The following is a 14,236-nucleotide window of genomic DNA, read 5'->3' as shown; positions in this document are numbered from 1 at the left end:
AGACAATTCCTTCCGTACGGGGCCGCGTCGCCCCTTCGCACTCGATTTCCGGGCAGAACTTTCGCCCGGAAACCATGAAGGCGAATGTACCTTTCCGCCGAAAACTCGGCTGAAAGGCACATCCGCCTGTCAGGTGGTAACCGACGAAAGACTACAGAGCAGCCTTGTCGCGAGACTTGCTACGCGAACGCTCGCGAGCGCGCTCGGTTGCATTGAGATGCACCTTGCGGACGCGGACGTCCTCGGGGGTGACCTCGACGCACTCGTCGCCGGAGCAGAATTCCATGGCCGCTTCGAGCTCGAGCTTGATGGGCTTCGCGAGGGTCTCCATCACGTCTGCGGACGACTGACGCATGTTGGTCAGCTTCTTCTCGCGGGTGACATTGATGTCGAGGTCTTCCTGACGGGGGTTGATACCGACGACGTGACCCTCGTAGGTGTCTGCGCCGGGCTCGACGAAGAAGGTTCCGCGGTCAGCCAGCTGGATCATGGCGAACGGCGTCACTGTGCCGGAACGGTCCGACACGAGAGAACCGGTGTGGCGTGCACGAATCTCGCCGGCCCAGGGGCCGTACCCGTCGAAGACGGCGTTGGCGATGCCGGTTCCGCGGGTATCCGTGAGGAATTCCGTACGGAAGCCGATAAGACCACGCGAAGGAACGATGAACTCCATACGAACCCAGCCCTGACCGTGGTTCGACATCTGAACCATCTTGCCCTTGCGGTTGGCCAGAAGCTGAGTGATGGCACCGAGGTACTCCTCGGGGCTGTCGATGGTCAGCTCTTCGAAAGGCTCGTGGATCTTACCGTCGACAGTCTGAGTGACCACCTGCGGCTTTCCGACGGTCAGTTCGAAGCCTTCGCGACGCATCTGCTCGACGAGGATGGCGAGCGCGAGCTCTCCACGACCCTGGACCTCCCAGGCATCGGGACGTCCGATGTCGAGGACCTTGAGCGAGACGTTACCGACCAGCTCCTGGTCCAGGCGAGCCTTGACCATGCGCGAGGTGAGCTTGTGACCCTTGACGCGGCCGACCAGCGGTGAGGTGTTGGTACCGATCGTGACCGAGATAGCCGGCTGATCGACAGTGATGCGAGGCAGCGCAACCGGGTTGTCGAGGTCGGCGAGCGTGTCGCCGATCATGATGTCCGGGAAACCCGCAACAGCACAGATATCGCCGGCAAGCGCAACCTCGGCGGGAACACGCTCGACACCGATGGTGGTGAGCAGTTCGGTGATCTTGGTCTTGGTGATGACGGGCTCGCCGTCGACCTCGCGGCACCAGGACACGGTCTGGCCCTTGCGCAGCTCGCCGTTGTGGATGCGAACCAGCGCGAGGCGACCGAGGAATGCCGACGCGTCGAGGTTGGTGACGTGAGCCTGAAGCGGCGCGTCGACCGTGCCCTTGGGGGCCGGGACGTACTCCATCAGAACCTGGAACAGAGCGGTGAGGTCCTCGGCGTCGGGAGCCTGACCGTTCTCGGGCTGCACCGTCGAAGCCTTGCCCTCGCGGCCGGAGGCGTAGAGAACCGGCAGCCCGAGCGCAAGCTCGGCAGCTTCGGCGGCCTCGTCGGAGAGATCGGACGCGAGGTCCAGGAGCAAGTCCTGAGCCTCGGAGACAACCTCTTCGATGCGAGCATCGGGACGATCGGTCTTGTTGACAACCAAGATGACGGGCAGTGAGGCAGCAAGTGCCTTACGCAGCACGAAACGCGTCTGCGGAAGCGGGCCCTCGGACGCATCGACGAGCAGGACGACGCCGTCGACCATGGACAGACCGCGCTCGACCTCGCCACCGAAATCGGCGTGGCCCGGGGTGTCGATGACGTTGATGACGGTGACCGAACCATCCTCGTTGCGCTTGTGCACCGAGGTGTTCTTCGCGAGGATCGTGATGCCCTTCTCGCGTTCTAGGTCGCCGGAGTCCATGACGCGATCGACCAGCTCGGCGCGCTCCTCGAACGCGCCGGACTGACGAAGCATGGCGTCGACGAGGGTGGTCTTGCCGTGGTCGACGTGTGCGACGATGGCAACGTTACGGAAGCTGGTGGTGGTCACGCGATGGCTCTCCTGGCTGAGTTGATTCGGCCACGCGAAAGTCAAGTCGCACGGCTCTTCTGGTGGCCGCTGCACGAGTGTGTGATCCGAATCAGGGCACGAATCGCCTGAATAGGCACCGCGGCCTAGTAAATACTACTCGCTCCGAGCGGATACTCCTGCATTGTGCGGCCTCTATCACCGCCCCCACCAGCCAATAGTGATCTGCACCACGCTGAAGCGAGTAGGATTACGACCTGGAGAAACAAGGTGTTTAAGGGTACGCTAACCTCGTTCCAAGAGCGGGCTCTCCGCCGTAGTGAAACAGGAAAGCCGCAGCGTCACATGGGAAAAATCAAGGCAAGCAAGGTCTCGAAGCTCAAGCCGAAAAAGAAGTGCTGCCGGAAGAAGACACGGTGCATCAAGTGCCCCGTTGTCATCATGCGGATGAAGAAGCTCGAGAACGAGGGCGCATCCAAGAAGGAACTGAAAGCCGGTCTCAAGAAGGCCCGCGCGGCGTAAGCGCCCTCAACTCCTCGAGCAGTTCGGGGATCCAGGCTCGATCGTTGTCGACCAGATCCATCGACAAGAGTTCTTCGGCATCGACCCATGCCAACTGGGCGTGGTCGAGCGCGACCGGTTCGCCGGACACCAACTCCGCCCGGTACGCCCGCAGGACCAACCCGGCCGACAGTTGCACATCGACGCCGATTCTTGTTCCGCATCGAACCTCTACCGCAAGCTCCTCGCGCAACTCGCGGGCCAACGCAGCCTGCGGCGTTTCGAACTCCTCGACCTTCCCGCCCGGCAGTTCCCAGCGACCGGCCAACGCCGGCGGACTCGTCCGCTGCGCGAGGAGCAGCCTTCCCCCACGGAAGATCGCACCGGCGACAACTTCGCGATCCCTTGCAGGCACATCACTCATCGCACCATGATGGAGTATGGCCACTTTGTTGTCCGACTCCGCGATCCAAAGCGCTCTCGACGAACTGCCGGCCTGGCAGCTGTCGCCAGGCTCGATCACTCGTACCGTCGATTCCGCGACTTTCCCGGATGCGATCGCGCTTCTTCAACGCATCGCGGCAGTCGCCGAGGCCGCAGATCATCATCCCGACATCGACGTTCGCTGGCGAAAGGTCACGTACACGCTTTCGACACACTCGGCGGGCGGTCTCACGGAACTGGACTTCGACCTTGCCCGTCGAATTGACGTACTCGTCGACGATTCGGTCCGTTTCGCCTGATCTCCGAGTGAACAAACCTCGCAATCTGACGTAACAGTTGCATCAACTTTCACATAGATCACTTCAGTCACAGGTATGGTCGCCGTAAATCACGATCGAGGCCGGTCATGCCATAGACTCCCCCCGGTGCGTAGCTGCTCAGCAACTGAACAGCTGTACAACCCGGGGGCTCTGTACATAGAGTGACCCCTCGAGCCGTCAAACGCGGAGCTCGCCTAGGCGCCCGCGCGGTATGACTAAGGATGGGGAAACAGTGCTTCGAACCCGAGGTATGCGAAAGGCGTTCACCGCCGTCGCTATTGCCGCAGTAGCAGGACTGGCATTGCCGGCACAGGCAATGGCCGATCCGGCAGCACCGCCCGCACCCGAAAGTGTGCCGATCGAGTTCCTCGCATCGTTTGCGCCCGCCATCATCGGCGCCGCTGCAGGTCCGGCTGACGTCGCCGGCGGCCCGCAGCAAGCGTTGCTCGACCAAGCTCGCGCGATCCTGAACTCCCCCGGCATTCCGCCCGAGATCAAAGCCACCCTCGAGAAGGTCATCACCTTCCTCGACGGCAGCGGCGGCGGCGGACCGGAAATCCCGAACGAGAACGCCCCCGTCATCGCGCAGTTCCTCTACCCGACGCTTGGCAAGGGCTGCATCTCGGCCACCGCCGATTCGGTCGGAACCGCGCTTGCTGTTCCGGGCCCGGCTCACCTGCCTCCTCCCGGCCCCGCTGCCGGTCAGGCTGGATTCGTCTTCACCGCTCTCGGAACGGCTCCCGCCGTCGACGACCAGCCGGTGCCGATGACCGTGACGTGGGTCAACATCGACAACCAGCGCAGCGCCACCCAGAACCTGACCAACGCGTCGCGCATCAACCCGGATGGTCCCGCCACCTTGTCGGCTATTGCCGATACAGGTCCGGGACGCGTCCTCTCGGTGATCAGCGGTTCGCTGACCACCCAGCCGGAAGGCGCAGATCGCATCACCTGCAGCTTCCTCCCGACCGTGGGTATGTTCGCGGTCGCTTGATCGAAGTCTCGTGAAAGGGACCCGCCGAATTTCGGCGGGTCCCTTTTGCATCTCCGATCACCGTGATAGACCCGATAGATGGGACATCTACGAGTGGACATCACGCATGGCCGTCCAGACAAGGCATCGAGCCCAGACGACCAGTCGATACGGTCTCACAAGTCGAGTCGATCGATACTGTCCATCCGATCCGAGGGTTCCATTCTCTCGATCGGATCGGCGTACTCGATCCTGTCGATCGGTAGCGTCGGCTCTTTCCTCTCCATCGGAAGCATCGGGTCTACGGCATCGGTGCTGAGTTCGGGCTCGTTCGCCAGCCTCGGGTCGGCACTGTCCGGCCTCTCACGCTGGTCACTGCTCTCCTGGCGTGGAAATCACGCAGCACCTGAGGAACATCCGAAACTTGTTGTCATTGCGCCGGAATCGGATTCGAGCGATCCGGATCGATCGCTGCGGTCCGTCTCGCACTCTCAGACCTGATTCGGTCGCGGCCAGTCGCGGCCTTCCAAGGACTCGACCGAGGTATTGAATTGCCGCAGTAGGTCACCGAGCGCGAGGCGCTGCTCCGGCGTCCACTCACGCAAGACCTTTTCGACGCCGGCCGTCGAATGTTCGCGATCTGCACGAAGTTTCGACAGACCCTGCACCGTCGGCCGAACCTTTCGCGCCAGCCCACCGTCCGGATCCTCCACTCGCTCCACCAAGCCCTGACGCCTCAGCGCGCCGATCTGCCGGTTGATGGTCGAGATGTCGAGCGAGAAGGCACAGGAGAGCTCCTTGAGGCTCATCGGTTGTTGCAATTCCAGTCGTCCGAGCAGTAGATACGCGGACCGGTCCAGATGAAGTTCCGCCCGTTGAGCGAGCGCGTGATAGCGCGAGAGCAGGGTCAACTCGTACTCGATATTCACCAGTTCGGGTTCCCGATCCACACTCATATTGTGCAGAATACACACGATGTGTAGCGTGCACACTGGGGCGAACGCACCGAAACCGAACACGCCATGGCGGGAGCCGAATGTCCGTTCACGCAGATTCGTCGAGCGTCGACGAGAAATCCCCGGACAAGAAAACCACGGCCACGAACTACGCCCCTTCTGGTCCCGTACTCACTGTCCTCGGGCTGTGCGGAATCGTCGTCGCCTTGATGCAGACGCTGGTAGTCCCCATCATTCCGCAGTTGCCTCACCTGCTGAACTCCACTCCCGCCGACACCTCGTGGGCGGTCACCGCAACGCTCCTCGCCGCCGCGGTGATCACGCCGATCAGCGGGCGCCTCGGCGACATGTTCGGCAAGAAACGAATGCTGCTCGTCAGTCTCGGGATGGTCGTTTTGGGCTCGGCCATCTGTGCGATCGCACCTTCACTGATCGTGCTCGTTGTCGGCCGCGCTCTTCAAGGAGCATCGGTCGGGGCAATTCCATTGGGCATAGCAATCATTCGTGATGTTCTTCCACCGAAGAAAGTGGCCGGAGCCATGGCGGTCATGAGCGCCACCCTCGGCGTCGGCGGTGCGATCGGACTGCCGATCGCTGCGGTGATCGCTCAGAATGCCAACTGGCACTTCCTCTTCGTCACTTCGGCAGCGTTCGGTCTGATCTGCATCGCACTGGTTGCGTTCGTGATTCCCGAATCGACGGTACGACGCCCGGGACGCTTCGACTTCGTCGGAGCGTTCGGCCTCACCGTTGGTCTGATCACTCTGTTACTCCCCATCACCAAAGGCGGAACCTGGGGATGGGGCGACCCGAAAACCCTGGGCCTCCTGGCAGTTTCCGCTCTCAGTTTCCTCGTCTGGGGATGGTGGGAACTTCGACGCAGCGCACCGCTGGTAGACCTCCGCGTATCGGCCCGGCCTCAGGTTCTCTTCACCAACTTCGCCTCGATCGCCGTCGGTTTTGCCATGTACGGCAATTCCTTGACGCTCCCCCAACTCCTCATGGCACCGACGTCCACCGGCTACGGACTCGGACTGTCCATGGTCGCAGCGGGACTCGCACTGGCCCCCGGTGGACTCGTCATGATGGCGCTCTCACCCGTCTCCGCTCGCATTTCGGCTTGGCGTGGCCCACGAATCACGCTGATGCTCGGCGCCCTCGTCATCGGATTGGGTTATGCCTTTGCATATTTCACGGTGTCGAGCGTCTGGCAGGTCGCCGTGGCCGGAATGTTCATCGGCGCGGGCGTCGGGCTCTCTTACTCGGCCATGCCCGCCCTGATCATGGGAGCAGTCCCCATCACGGAATCTGCAGCCGCGAACGGACTGAACTCCTTGATGCGATCGATCGGCACGTCGACGTCTGCCGCGATCGTGAGCGTCGTTCTGGCTGGAATGACCATCACCGTCGGCACCGCAGTGATCCCCTCGTTCGAGGCGTTTCGTGCCACGTTCCTGATTTCCATCGCCGCCGCCGCTGTGACGATGGTGTTCGCCGGGTTGATTCCCAAACAGAAAGTCACGTAAGGGAATCAACCCGGCAGAGGACTCACTTCTCCGAAGAGCCTTCGATGCTGCCAGTCTGCAACTTCGACAAAAGTGTGTAGATGAAATTGATGATGATCTCCACGTGGTGCCCTCTCACATAATGGGTCCCCGACCCGTCAACGACGGTACCGCAGAACTCTTCTGCATCGAATCACCGACAATCAATTCTGCAACGTGTTCTAATCTGAAGCGACGACAAACCGAGGAGCCCTTCATGACCTGGACGCGTACCGAACTCGAAGACGCCTTCGCGGGGTACCAGAACACCGTTGTCGAGTGCACTCGTTCCGGCGATTGGAACGCCTTCGCGGACATGTTCACCGAGGACGTCGTCTACGTGGAACACGCTTTCGGAACCCTCAATGGCCGAGAAGCTGTACGCAAGTGGGTCACTCGCACGATGACAGAGTTCCCGGGGCACCGCATGACCGAATTCCCGGCCAACTGGTTCGTCGTCGACGAGCAGCGCGGATGGATCGTGTGCGAGATCGACAACCCGATGGAGGATCCGGGCGACGGATCCAAGCACGGAGCCACCAACATCACGATCCTGCATTACGCCGGCAACGGATTGTGGTCTCGCGAAGAAGACGCCTACAACCCGATGAACTTCCTGTCGATGGCAAAAGCATGGTGCCTCGCCGCCGAAGCGGCGGGCACCCTCCCCGATGACGCCAAGGCCTGGCTCGCCAAATTCGGCGCTATGGTGCGATAGATCCTGTCGGTAACGAGGAACCAACCGGTTGGGCCGGCACGACCGAGCCGGCCAACGACCACTGCCCGTAGTCGCGAGTGAGGATCGAGTTCAGATCCACGCCGACGCCGTCGACCTTGCGCTTGTCGATCTCGAACTGGTGCAGGTTTGCCCTCGGGTGCACATATCCTGCGGGCGAACCCCAATTGTGCTGCCAGAACCAGGTTCCGATGCCGGCGCTGATCATTGCGTCGATCACGCGCGTGTTTCCGTAGATACCGAGTGCTCCGTTGCCGACGACCGAGGCCCACCCCTCGAGGTACGGCGCGATCAGGGTGGTGATTTCGGTACTGGTCGGGTTGTCGTCGATCGACGCGTAAATCGGCCGACCGGACGGCCCACCGGCCGCAGCGTGCAGTTCGAGGCCACGGGAAGCATGACGCTTGCCTGCCTCGCGAGCCCCGCGCCAGTCCGCCGTTCCGCCCTTGCCGAATTGATAGCAGGAAACGACTTGGAGTCCGGCCGCCGACAACGCGTCGGTTTCCCGCGCCAGTACGGGCTTGCCGACCATCCAATCGGCGCCCGGGCGCCTATCCGAGACATATCGAATGGCGCCTGCATACCCGGCGGCCTTGATTGCCTGAGCCGACGGCACACCGGCGGCGTAATCGAGCAAGGTCCCCAGCGAACCGGCATTGGCCACCGACGTCGTACCGCTCAATGCAGCGAGTCCGGCAGCTGCCGATCCAGCCGCTGCGTACTTGAAGAGGTTTCTTCGCGAGACGTGCACAAAGCTCCGATCATCGGCGTGTCCCGCTGGAAGTGGCGGGCAGGCAAGCTATCTTCTTTCGCTCGCATTCCACCACAGTCACATCAACCCCGCCATGCACTTGGCCAACAATGCTCACATTGTCACCAAATTGGACGCTAGACAGATAGTCAGACAGACAACAGTGGCCCCCGAAGACATCGTCTTCGGGGGCCACTGAGTCGGCCTAGCGGCCGGAAGCTATCAGCTGAGCGAGGTGAAGAAGCTCAGAGCGCTGAAGAGATCAGACGCGTTGCTGAAGAAGTCGTTGAGGAAGGTGAAGGCATCCGAGAATTCTGCGCTGCTCATGCGATGTGCTCCTGTCGAAGATACGGTCCAGAGGATTGCCGCCACGTGAGTGGCTGCTGGCGATAAGAGTAGAGGTCTTCCGTTACTTCCGCGACACCAAATGTGTCCGGGACGTTACATTTCGACCCCTTCGGGACACGGACATACACACAGGTGACGCCCACCGGCAGTGATCAAACTGTCACCTACGGACGATTTATTGACGCATTCCGAACATCGTTCCCGATAACAGCTATCTCGCAGCATCAAACCTGTAGGCGGACCACAAGATTGGCAAGCCTTACTTAACAGAGAGGGCGTTGCTCCCGCTAGAGCGCGTACCAGCAGATTGGCCAAATCCCCCGCGGCAATGTGGCCACGCGAGGTTAGTCCGGGCGCAAACATTCAGCCACAGTTCGAGTTAGCGAGATCTTTACGCCGAAAACGACCATCCCGACTGACCGCGGGACCGTACCTAGCGGTCATCATGGTGACGCTATTCACACCGATTTGCGGAACTCCAGGCACCGATAGCAGCCCTATCTCGACACCAATCGGACGTTCGAGGGCACAGTGGAGTTCATGAACCTCACAAAAAAGAAATCCTGGAGTGAGCTGTCACCCGCGCAGCGCCGCGTCGTCTCCCTGCTCGCAACGATTCAGTCCCTGTTGGCGATCGCAGCGTGGACCGACCTGGCGCGACGCCCTGCCGATACGGTCAACGGCAGCAAGAAGAAGTGGGCGGCGATCATCTTCGTCAACTTCTTCGGGCCACTCACCTACTTCCGCCGAGGCCGGATTCAGTCGAAGTAGTCCCAGAACTGCAGCCACTTCACGGAGGCGAAGAGCGTCAGAGTCACGACGTACACCGCAATTACCGCTGCGACACCGCGCCAGTTGGTGCGGGGAACGGCGCCGTCGACCGGGTCGAGCCAGTGGCGGAACCACCTGGTGACCGTCGGCATCAGGAACCACGTCATGGCGCCGACGCTGACTATCTGGCTCAACCACATCGACAGCCACGGCGGCGCTCCGATCCCGTCGAGCAGCGGACCGAGAAATCGTGACAGCGTCATCACTGTCGGATAGAGAACGAGCAGGATGATCATCGCCGTTTTCCAATTCGGCGTCGCACGGGTCTGCCCGTTCTCCGTGCGCAGAATCGTGCCGAACGGTGTCGACCGCGTGGTCTCGGTGAAGTCCTCGGCCAACTCGGCTCGCAGTTTCGGCAGTGCCGCGGCCCTTTCGGGCGACGCCATCCACTCCGCCAATTGCTGCTCGGTCCGGAACCGAAGGACGGACTTCCACTGGGTGGAGTCGGTGACCGACCGCAACAACATCACCGACTCGTAGCCGGAAAATCGCGAACTGAGATCGATGAGATGGCGTTGCGTTCGCAGAAACTCGTTCTCCTTACCCACGACGACGACGTGGTCGTACACGCCGATACCGGGCGGCGGCAGAACTCCGTCGACGAGGACCAGATCACTCGTCTGTGCCAGAATTCCCGTTGCCGCAGCAGCTCTTTCGAGATCGCGGCGATCACTCGACTCCAGCCAACGGTGAAGATCGTCGGCACTGTCGAATGTGACAGACATGCCGTGCGACACCGGTTCCGGTTGATCACTGATGCCACAGCTCAGGTAGCCGTCGAATCGACCGGCGGTCTCGGCCGCACGCTCGACCCACGCCCGGAATCCCGAACTCGTTCGGTGATACCCGGTGATGGCGGTTGCCGACACGTCAGCCCGACACCCGGCGCCCTTGCACGTATACGTGCGCAATCGCGGGCTCGCGCATCGCCATCAGGAGGCCGAAGAGCGTCTGGTCGCGGGCGAGTATCGGATCATCCGAACGCGTTCCGTGGTTGACGAGCCCGGCGAGCGGCGGCCACCCGGAGGGATCGATCACCAGGAAGTCGGCCTCTTTGCCCTCGTCGAAGTTACCGATCCGGTTCTCCATGTCCAGCGCGCGAGCACCGGCGAGTGTTCCGGTGAACAGCAGTTCGGCGGGGTGCATCGACACTCCGTCGTCGCCGGCTTCGGAGATATGAACCTTGAAGGCGTCGCCGAGGACTCGGGTGAGCAGGCACTCGTCGCCGCCGCCGAAGTCCGATCCGATCGCGATGTTGACCCCTGACGCAACGGTTCGCTTCCACGGCATGGTGCCTGAGCCGAGAAACTGCTGGGACGTCGGGCAATGTGCGATCGAGGTTCCGGTCTCGGCCATTCGTGCGAGTTCGGAGTCCTGGCAGTGCACCGAGTGCGCGAGTATCGCGCGCGGACCCAGAAAGCTCTTTCCGCCGACCTGTGAGCCGGGGAGGAACTTGCCGTCGTACGTGTCGAGATAGGTCTCGACCTCGTACTCGGCAAGTGTGGTTGCGACCTCGCCGGTTCCGGGCCGATTGTTCTCATTGAGGTGACTGTGGAAGTAGACGCCCCTGTCACGGACGGAGTCGTACAGCTCCCCCAAGTCTTTCAGCGTCCGTGTTGTCACCGCGAGGGAGAAGCGGGGAACCACTGCAACGTGAATGAGTGCGGTGTTCACGTCGCCGGTGTCGGCCGCGTGCCACTTGTCGATCTCCTCGCGGGTGAGTCTGATCGCGTCCTCTTCCGAGGTGATCAGCGCGGCAGCGGAGGCCGGGCCGGTGGTCTGAATCCCGCGGCCGCTGACCACTCGAAGGCCGCGTTTCAGAGTTTCCGAGAACAACGCGTCCTGTGCATGCGGGAAGGCCGATCCGAACACCATCGCGGCCGTGGTTCCCGTGGCGATTCGGCGAGCGCAGAAGGCCTCGGCAGCGTGCTGGGCGAACTCCGGATCAGCGAATCTCGATTCGGAGGGAAAGACGCACAGGTCGAGCCACTCGAGGAGTTGGCCGCCGCCGTACGCATCGCCGGCGTAGGTCTGCGGGAAATGAATGTGGGCATCGACGAATCCGGGCAGCAGGAAACCCGGTCGATGATCGTGAATTTCGCCGCCCGCGAGGTCTCCGGGGAGCGATTCGAATTCTCCGCAGTAGACGATCGTTCCGGCATCGTCGATCGCCAAGACGCCGTCGGGGATCGAGACGAGCGACTGCGCCGCATCCTCAACCGTCGGACGACCGGAAATGTGGAAGACATGGCCTCGATGAAGGTGCGTCACTTACTGAGCAAAGCACAAAACTACCCGGCGCCGCGCGGCGAATGCTGTCCTTTTTGTCAGATATTGGGATCAAGCAAGAGTTGCATGCCAAACAAGAGCCGCAGCCAGTGCACCTGCACCATTCAACGACCAATGCAGAGCAATCGGCGCAATCAGGCTGCCGCTGCGATGACGAAGCCAGGTGAATACGAGACCGGCCGCAGCGGTGGCGAGAACAGCTCCGAGGATGCCGGCGACCTGGCCGACGACTCCGGTACCGAGAAAGCCGGACAGCCCTTCGTTACCACTGGTCAAACCCATCGACGACGCGATATGCCACAGTCCGAACATCAGAGAACCGGCAGCGGCGACGCCGCGGAATCCACTGACCCGGTTCAACGTGCCGTGCAGGACGCCACGGAAAGCCAACTCTTCGGGAATGACGGTCTGCAGCGGGATCACGATCATCGACGCGATGATCGCGCCGGAAATAGTGGCGTAGCGATCCGCCATGAAGAAAGGACGTGTGAGCGGAAGCAGAGCGCCGACGGCGACAACGGTCAGGACCAGGCCGACGGCAGCAAGCGCGTACTTCGAACCTCGCCGCAGGTCACGAGGGGACAGCCCCAATTCCGCCCAACCCATTCCCCGGCGCTTGGTGAGCGCCAACAGGACGAGAGCAGAGATGGGTACCGTCGCGATGCTTGCCCAGGCGGTGGTGAAATGCGCGATCAGATTGGTTCCCACCAGCACCACGATCACAACAGTGATATCCACGTATGCATGCATCCGCGGAAAACGAGGAGCGGTCGCTTCGATCTCCACTGGAGCGATCTCCACTGGGCCGCCGCTCGTTAGCTGAAAGTTCACTTTTTCCAGTGTACTGACGCACGAGAACTGCCCGCCACTGTTTGCGAACACGCTCACAGTGACGGGCAGGTCCCGAAACACCTCTGATCAGGCGCCGAGCGTGCTCGCAAACTTCGGAACGGCGTTGTCGATTGCGTAGGTCAACCCCGGTACCGAGCCACTCGAGAACGCATTGACGAGTGCCGGGTCATCGAGGATCAACAGATGTCCCTCCTGGGCCGACGGGATTGCGCGCAGCAGCGGATCGTTCGCAAACGCACTGCTGTCGAGGAAGATCGGAAACAGAACCGTGAGATCCGCGTCGAACAAGTTCAGGTTCTCGTTGGCGACCGGGATGTAGAAGTTTCCGGTGGCTTTTTCGGTGATCGCCGTCGGGATCGTGAAGCCGAGGCGCGTCATGAAGTCTGCGCGTGCGTCGCCGGGTACGTACGCGCCGTAACCATCGGAACTGTAGGCGCCGACGGCCGCTGTCTTACCCGCAAAGCTCGGATTGGCGGCAATTGCAGCGTCGAACTTGGCGTCGAGGCCGGACAGTAGCGCCTTTCCTTCTGCTTCCTTGCCGAGAGCCTTCGCGACGAGTTCGGTCTGCTGCTCGACCGTCGTCCCGTACGCAGTGGCCAGACCCGGAGGCGGCCCGACCGTCGGCGCGATGGCGCTGAGCTTGTCGTAGGTGGCCTGCGTGTTGTCGCTTCTCGTCCACAAAATCAGGTCCGGGTCGAGAGCAATGACGTCCTCGATGCTCAGGTCCATGGTTCCGAGGATCTTCGGGTCTGTGGTGAACTCGTCCGCAATCCAGGGTCCGACGCCCTTGCCACCGAACGCCATCCAGTCCGCGACACCGACCGGCTGCGTTCCGAGGGCAAGTGCCGTCTCGGCGTCCGACCAACCGAGCGCGACGACGCGCTGCGGGTTGGCCGGGACCTCGACGTCGCCGAACATGGTCGAGACGGTTGCTCCCGCCTCCGCGGGTGCGTCAGCGCTGTCGCTGCTGCAGCCGGCAAGCCCGGCGACGGCGAGCGAGGCCGCCAAGGCGGTGACTGCAATCTTCATTCGAGAGACTTTGATTCGCATGGTTACCAGCACTCCTCCAACGCTCCAGCGAGAATTAGGGAAGGCTAGCATCAGCTAACGAAGGCTGTCGCCCATCGGCCAGATCGTGTTCAGGACGCGTCTGCGGCCCGTTCGAGCTCCGCGATGTCGATCTTCTTCATCTTCATCATCGCGTCCGTGGCGCGTTGTGCCTTGGCCCGATCCGGATCCTTCATCAGTTCGAGAAGACGATTCGGGACTACCTGCCAGGACAATCCGAACTTGTCCTTGGCCCATCCGCACGGGCCCTCTTCCCCACCTTCGGTCAGCCTGGACCAGTAGTGATCGACCTCAGCCTGATCGACGCACGGAATCTCGAACGACACTGCTTCCGAGAACGTGAACATCGGTCCGCCGTTCAATCCGGTGAATCGCTGACCGCCGAGCTCGAAGCTGACGGTCATCACCGATCCCGCCGGCATTCCGGAAGGCGATCCCTCGACGTATCTTTCGATTCCCAGGATCTGCCCGGAACCGAACACCGAGATGTAGAAGTTCGCTGCTTCTTCTGCTTGGTTGTCGAACCACAAACAGGGAGTGATGGAAGGCATGTTCTGTCCTTGTCGATGAGGTTAAGAATCAGGT

The 14,236-nt window shown here is 61.7% G+C and carries 16 protein-coding genes; 7 read left to right on the top strand and 9 right to left on the bottom strand.

What is annotated here, in order from left to right:
* Positions 1 to 151: 151 nt before the first annotated feature.
* Positions 152 to 2,059, bottom strand: a complete 1,908-nt coding sequence (gene typA / locus AC2ETI_RS19035; RefSeq protein WP_019744525.1) for a translational GTPase TypA — start codon at positions 2,057 to 2,059, stop codon at positions 152 to 154.
* Positions 2,060 to 2,383: 324 nt separating this feature from the next.
* Between typA and AC2ETI_RS19030 the strand changes: the two genes are divergently transcribed.
* Positions 2,384 to 2,560 (top strand): hypothetical protein, encoded by a 177-nt coding sequence (locus tag AC2ETI_RS19030; RefSeq protein ID WP_019744526.1) that lies wholly within the window; start codon positions 2,384 to 2,386, stop codon positions 2,558 to 2,560.
* On the opposite strand, the gene AC2ETI_RS19025 is transcribed toward AC2ETI_RS19030, so the two are convergent.
* Positions 2,538 to 2,963, bottom strand: a complete 426-nt coding sequence (locus AC2ETI_RS19025; RefSeq protein ID WP_024487314.1) for a (deoxy)nucleoside triphosphate pyrophosphohydrolase — start codon at positions 2,961 to 2,963, stop codon at positions 2,538 to 2,540. The genes AC2ETI_RS19030 and AC2ETI_RS19025 overlap by 23 nt on opposite strands.
* Positions 2,964 to 2,979: 16 nt before the next feature.
* Between AC2ETI_RS19025 and AC2ETI_RS19020 the strand changes: the two genes are divergently transcribed.
* The 3 genes from AC2ETI_RS19020 (at position 2,980) to AC2ETI_RS19010 (ending at position 4,777) form a co-directional block, all read left to right on the top strand.
* Positions 2,980 to 3,282, top strand: a complete 303-nt coding sequence (locus tag AC2ETI_RS19020) for a 4a-hydroxytetrahydrobiopterin dehydratase (RefSeq protein WP_019744528.1) — start codon at positions 2,980 to 2,982, stop codon at positions 3,280 to 3,282.
* 271 nt (positions 3,283 to 3,553) lie between these two features.
* Positions 3,554 to 4,297 (top strand): Rv1157c family protein, encoded by a 744-nt coding sequence (locus AC2ETI_RS19015; protein WP_029255827.1) that lies wholly within the window; start codon positions 3,554 to 3,556, stop codon positions 4,295 to 4,297.
* A gap of 78 nt (positions 4,298 to 4,375) precedes the next feature.
* On the top strand, positions 4,376 to 4,777 hold the full coding sequence (locus AC2ETI_RS19010; protein ID WP_021332779.1) for a hypothetical protein: 402 nt from the start codon (positions 4,376 to 4,378) through the stop codon (positions 4,775 to 4,777).
* On the opposite strand, the gene AC2ETI_RS19005 is transcribed toward AC2ETI_RS19010, so the two are convergent.
* On the bottom strand, positions 4,768 to 5,232 hold the full coding sequence (locus AC2ETI_RS19005; RefSeq protein WP_024487315.1) for a MarR family winged helix-turn-helix transcriptional regulator: 465 nt from the start codon (positions 5,230 to 5,232) through the stop codon (positions 4,768 to 4,770). The two genes, AC2ETI_RS19010 and AC2ETI_RS19005, sit on opposite strands and share 10 nt — an antisense overlap.
* 80 nt (positions 5,233 to 5,312) lie before the next feature.
* On the opposite strand from AC2ETI_RS19005, the gene AC2ETI_RS19000 reads away from it, so the two are divergent.
* Together AC2ETI_RS19000 and AC2ETI_RS18995 are read left to right on the top strand one after the other, a co-directional pair.
* Entirely contained in the window at positions 5,313 to 6,758 is a 1,446-nt protein-coding gene (locus AC2ETI_RS19000) for an MFS transporter (RefSeq protein WP_019744532.1), read from the top strand.
* Between the two features lie 235 nt (positions 6,759 to 6,993).
* A complete protein-coding gene (locus AC2ETI_RS18995) occupies positions 6,994 to 7,494 on the top strand; it encodes a nuclear transport factor 2 family protein (protein ID WP_483634254.1) in 501 nt (166 codons plus the stop codon).
* On the opposite strand, the gene AC2ETI_RS18990 is transcribed toward AC2ETI_RS18995, so the two are convergent.
* On the bottom strand, positions 7,481 to 8,263 hold the full coding sequence (locus AC2ETI_RS18990) for a DUF1906 domain-containing protein (RefSeq protein WP_483634253.1): 783 nt from the start codon (positions 8,261 to 8,263) through the stop codon (positions 7,481 to 7,483). The two genes, AC2ETI_RS18995 and AC2ETI_RS18990, sit on opposite strands and share 14 nt — an antisense overlap.
* Positions 8,264 to 9,151: 888 nt before the next feature.
* Between AC2ETI_RS18990 and AC2ETI_RS18985 the strand changes: the two genes are divergently transcribed.
* Positions 9,152 to 9,382, top strand: coding sequence for a PLD nuclease N-terminal domain-containing protein (locus AC2ETI_RS18985; RefSeq protein WP_031331074.1), 231 nt, complete (start codon positions 9,152 to 9,154; stop codon positions 9,380 to 9,382).
* Here AC2ETI_RS18985 and AC2ETI_RS18980 read toward each other — a convergent pair.
* From AC2ETI_RS18980 to AC2ETI_RS18960, 5 genes are all read right to left on the bottom strand, one after another.
* Entirely contained in the window at positions 9,370 to 10,311 is a 942-nt protein-coding gene (locus tag AC2ETI_RS18980; RefSeq protein WP_020970233.1) for an antibiotic biosynthesis monooxygenase, read from the bottom strand. The genes AC2ETI_RS18985 and AC2ETI_RS18980 overlap by 13 nt on opposite strands.
* A 1-nt stretch (position 10,312) precedes the next feature.
* On the bottom strand, positions 10,313 to 11,713 hold the full coding sequence (locus AC2ETI_RS18975) for an amidohydrolase family protein (protein WP_472795390.1): 1,401 nt from the start codon (positions 11,711 to 11,713) through the stop codon (positions 10,313 to 10,315).
* 69 nt (positions 11,714 to 11,782) lie between these two features.
* The gene (locus AC2ETI_RS18970; protein ID WP_279164091.1) at positions 11,783 to 12,481 is read right to left on the bottom strand and encodes a CPBP family intramembrane glutamic endopeptidase; all 699 of its coding nucleotides are present in this window, start codon (positions 12,479 to 12,481) and stop codon (positions 11,783 to 11,785) included.
* A 168-nt stretch (positions 12,482 to 12,649) separates the two neighbouring features.
* Positions 12,650 to 13,612: an ABC transporter substrate-binding protein gene (locus tag AC2ETI_RS18965; protein ID WP_223257893.1), complete on the bottom strand. Its 963-nt coding sequence runs from the start codon at positions 13,610 to 13,612 to the stop codon at positions 12,650 to 12,652.
* Between the two features lie 110 nt (positions 13,613 to 13,722).
* Positions 13,723 to 14,202: a VOC family protein gene (locus AC2ETI_RS18960; protein ID WP_007726307.1), complete on the bottom strand. Its 480-nt coding sequence runs from the start codon at positions 14,200 to 14,202 to the stop codon at positions 13,723 to 13,725.
* Positions 14,203 to 14,236 lie beyond the last annotated feature (34 nt).

It is taken from the genome of Rhodococcus sp. MurmanLake-1 (assembly GCF_056945715.1).
This window is presented reverse-complemented; position numbering and strand designations above follow the sequence as displayed.

What these genes read in the sequence shown, in the direction of transcription:
- AC2ETI_RS18965 (WP_223257893.1), bottom strand. Translation starts at nt 13,612, where the DNA reads ATGAAGATTGCAGTCACCGCCTTGGCGGCCTCGCTCGCCGTCGCCGGG.
- AC2ETI_RS18985 (WP_031331074.1), top strand. Translation starts at nt 9,152, where the DNA reads ATGAACCTCACAAAAAAGAAATCCTGGAGTGAGCTGTCACCCGCGCAG.
- AC2ETI_RS18995 (WP_483634254.1), top strand. Translation starts at nt 6,994, where the DNA reads ATGACCTGGACGCGTACCGAACTCGAAGACGCCTTCGCGGGGTACCAG.
- AC2ETI_RS18960 (WP_007726307.1), bottom strand. Translation starts at nt 14,202, where the DNA reads ATGCCTTCCATCACTCCCTGTTTGTGGTTCGACAACCAAGCAGAAGAA.
- AC2ETI_RS19025 (WP_024487314.1), bottom strand. Translation starts at nt 2,963, where the DNA reads ATGAGTGATGTGCCTGCAAGGGATCGCGAAGTTGTCGCCGGTGCGATC.
- AC2ETI_RS19015 (WP_029255827.1), top strand. Translation starts at nt 3,554, where the DNA reads ATGCGAAAGGCGTTCACCGCCGTCGCTATTGCCGCAGTAGCAGGACTG.
- AC2ETI_RS19030 (WP_019744526.1), top strand. Translation starts at nt 2,384, where the DNA reads ATGGGAAAAATCAAGGCAAGCAAGGTCTCGAAGCTCAAGCCGAAAAAG.
- AC2ETI_RS18970 (WP_279164091.1), bottom strand. Translation starts at nt 12,481, where the DNA reads ATGCATGCATACGTGGATATCACTGTTGTGATCGTGGTGCTGGTGGGA.
- AC2ETI_RS19005 (WP_024487315.1), bottom strand. Translation starts at nt 5,232, where the DNA reads ATGAGTGTGGATCGGGAACCCGAACTGGTGAATATCGAGTACGAGTTG.
- AC2ETI_RS19000 (WP_019744532.1), top strand. Translation starts at nt 5,313, where the DNA reads ATGTCCGTTCACGCAGATTCGTCGAGCGTCGACGAGAAATCCCCGGAC.
- AC2ETI_RS19010 (WP_021332779.1), top strand. Translation starts at nt 4,376, where the DNA reads ATGGGACATCTACGAGTGGACATCACGCATGGCCGTCCAGACAAGGCA.
- AC2ETI_RS19020 (WP_019744528.1), top strand. Translation starts at nt 2,980, where the DNA reads ATGGCCACTTTGTTGTCCGACTCCGCGATCCAAAGCGCTCTCGACGAA.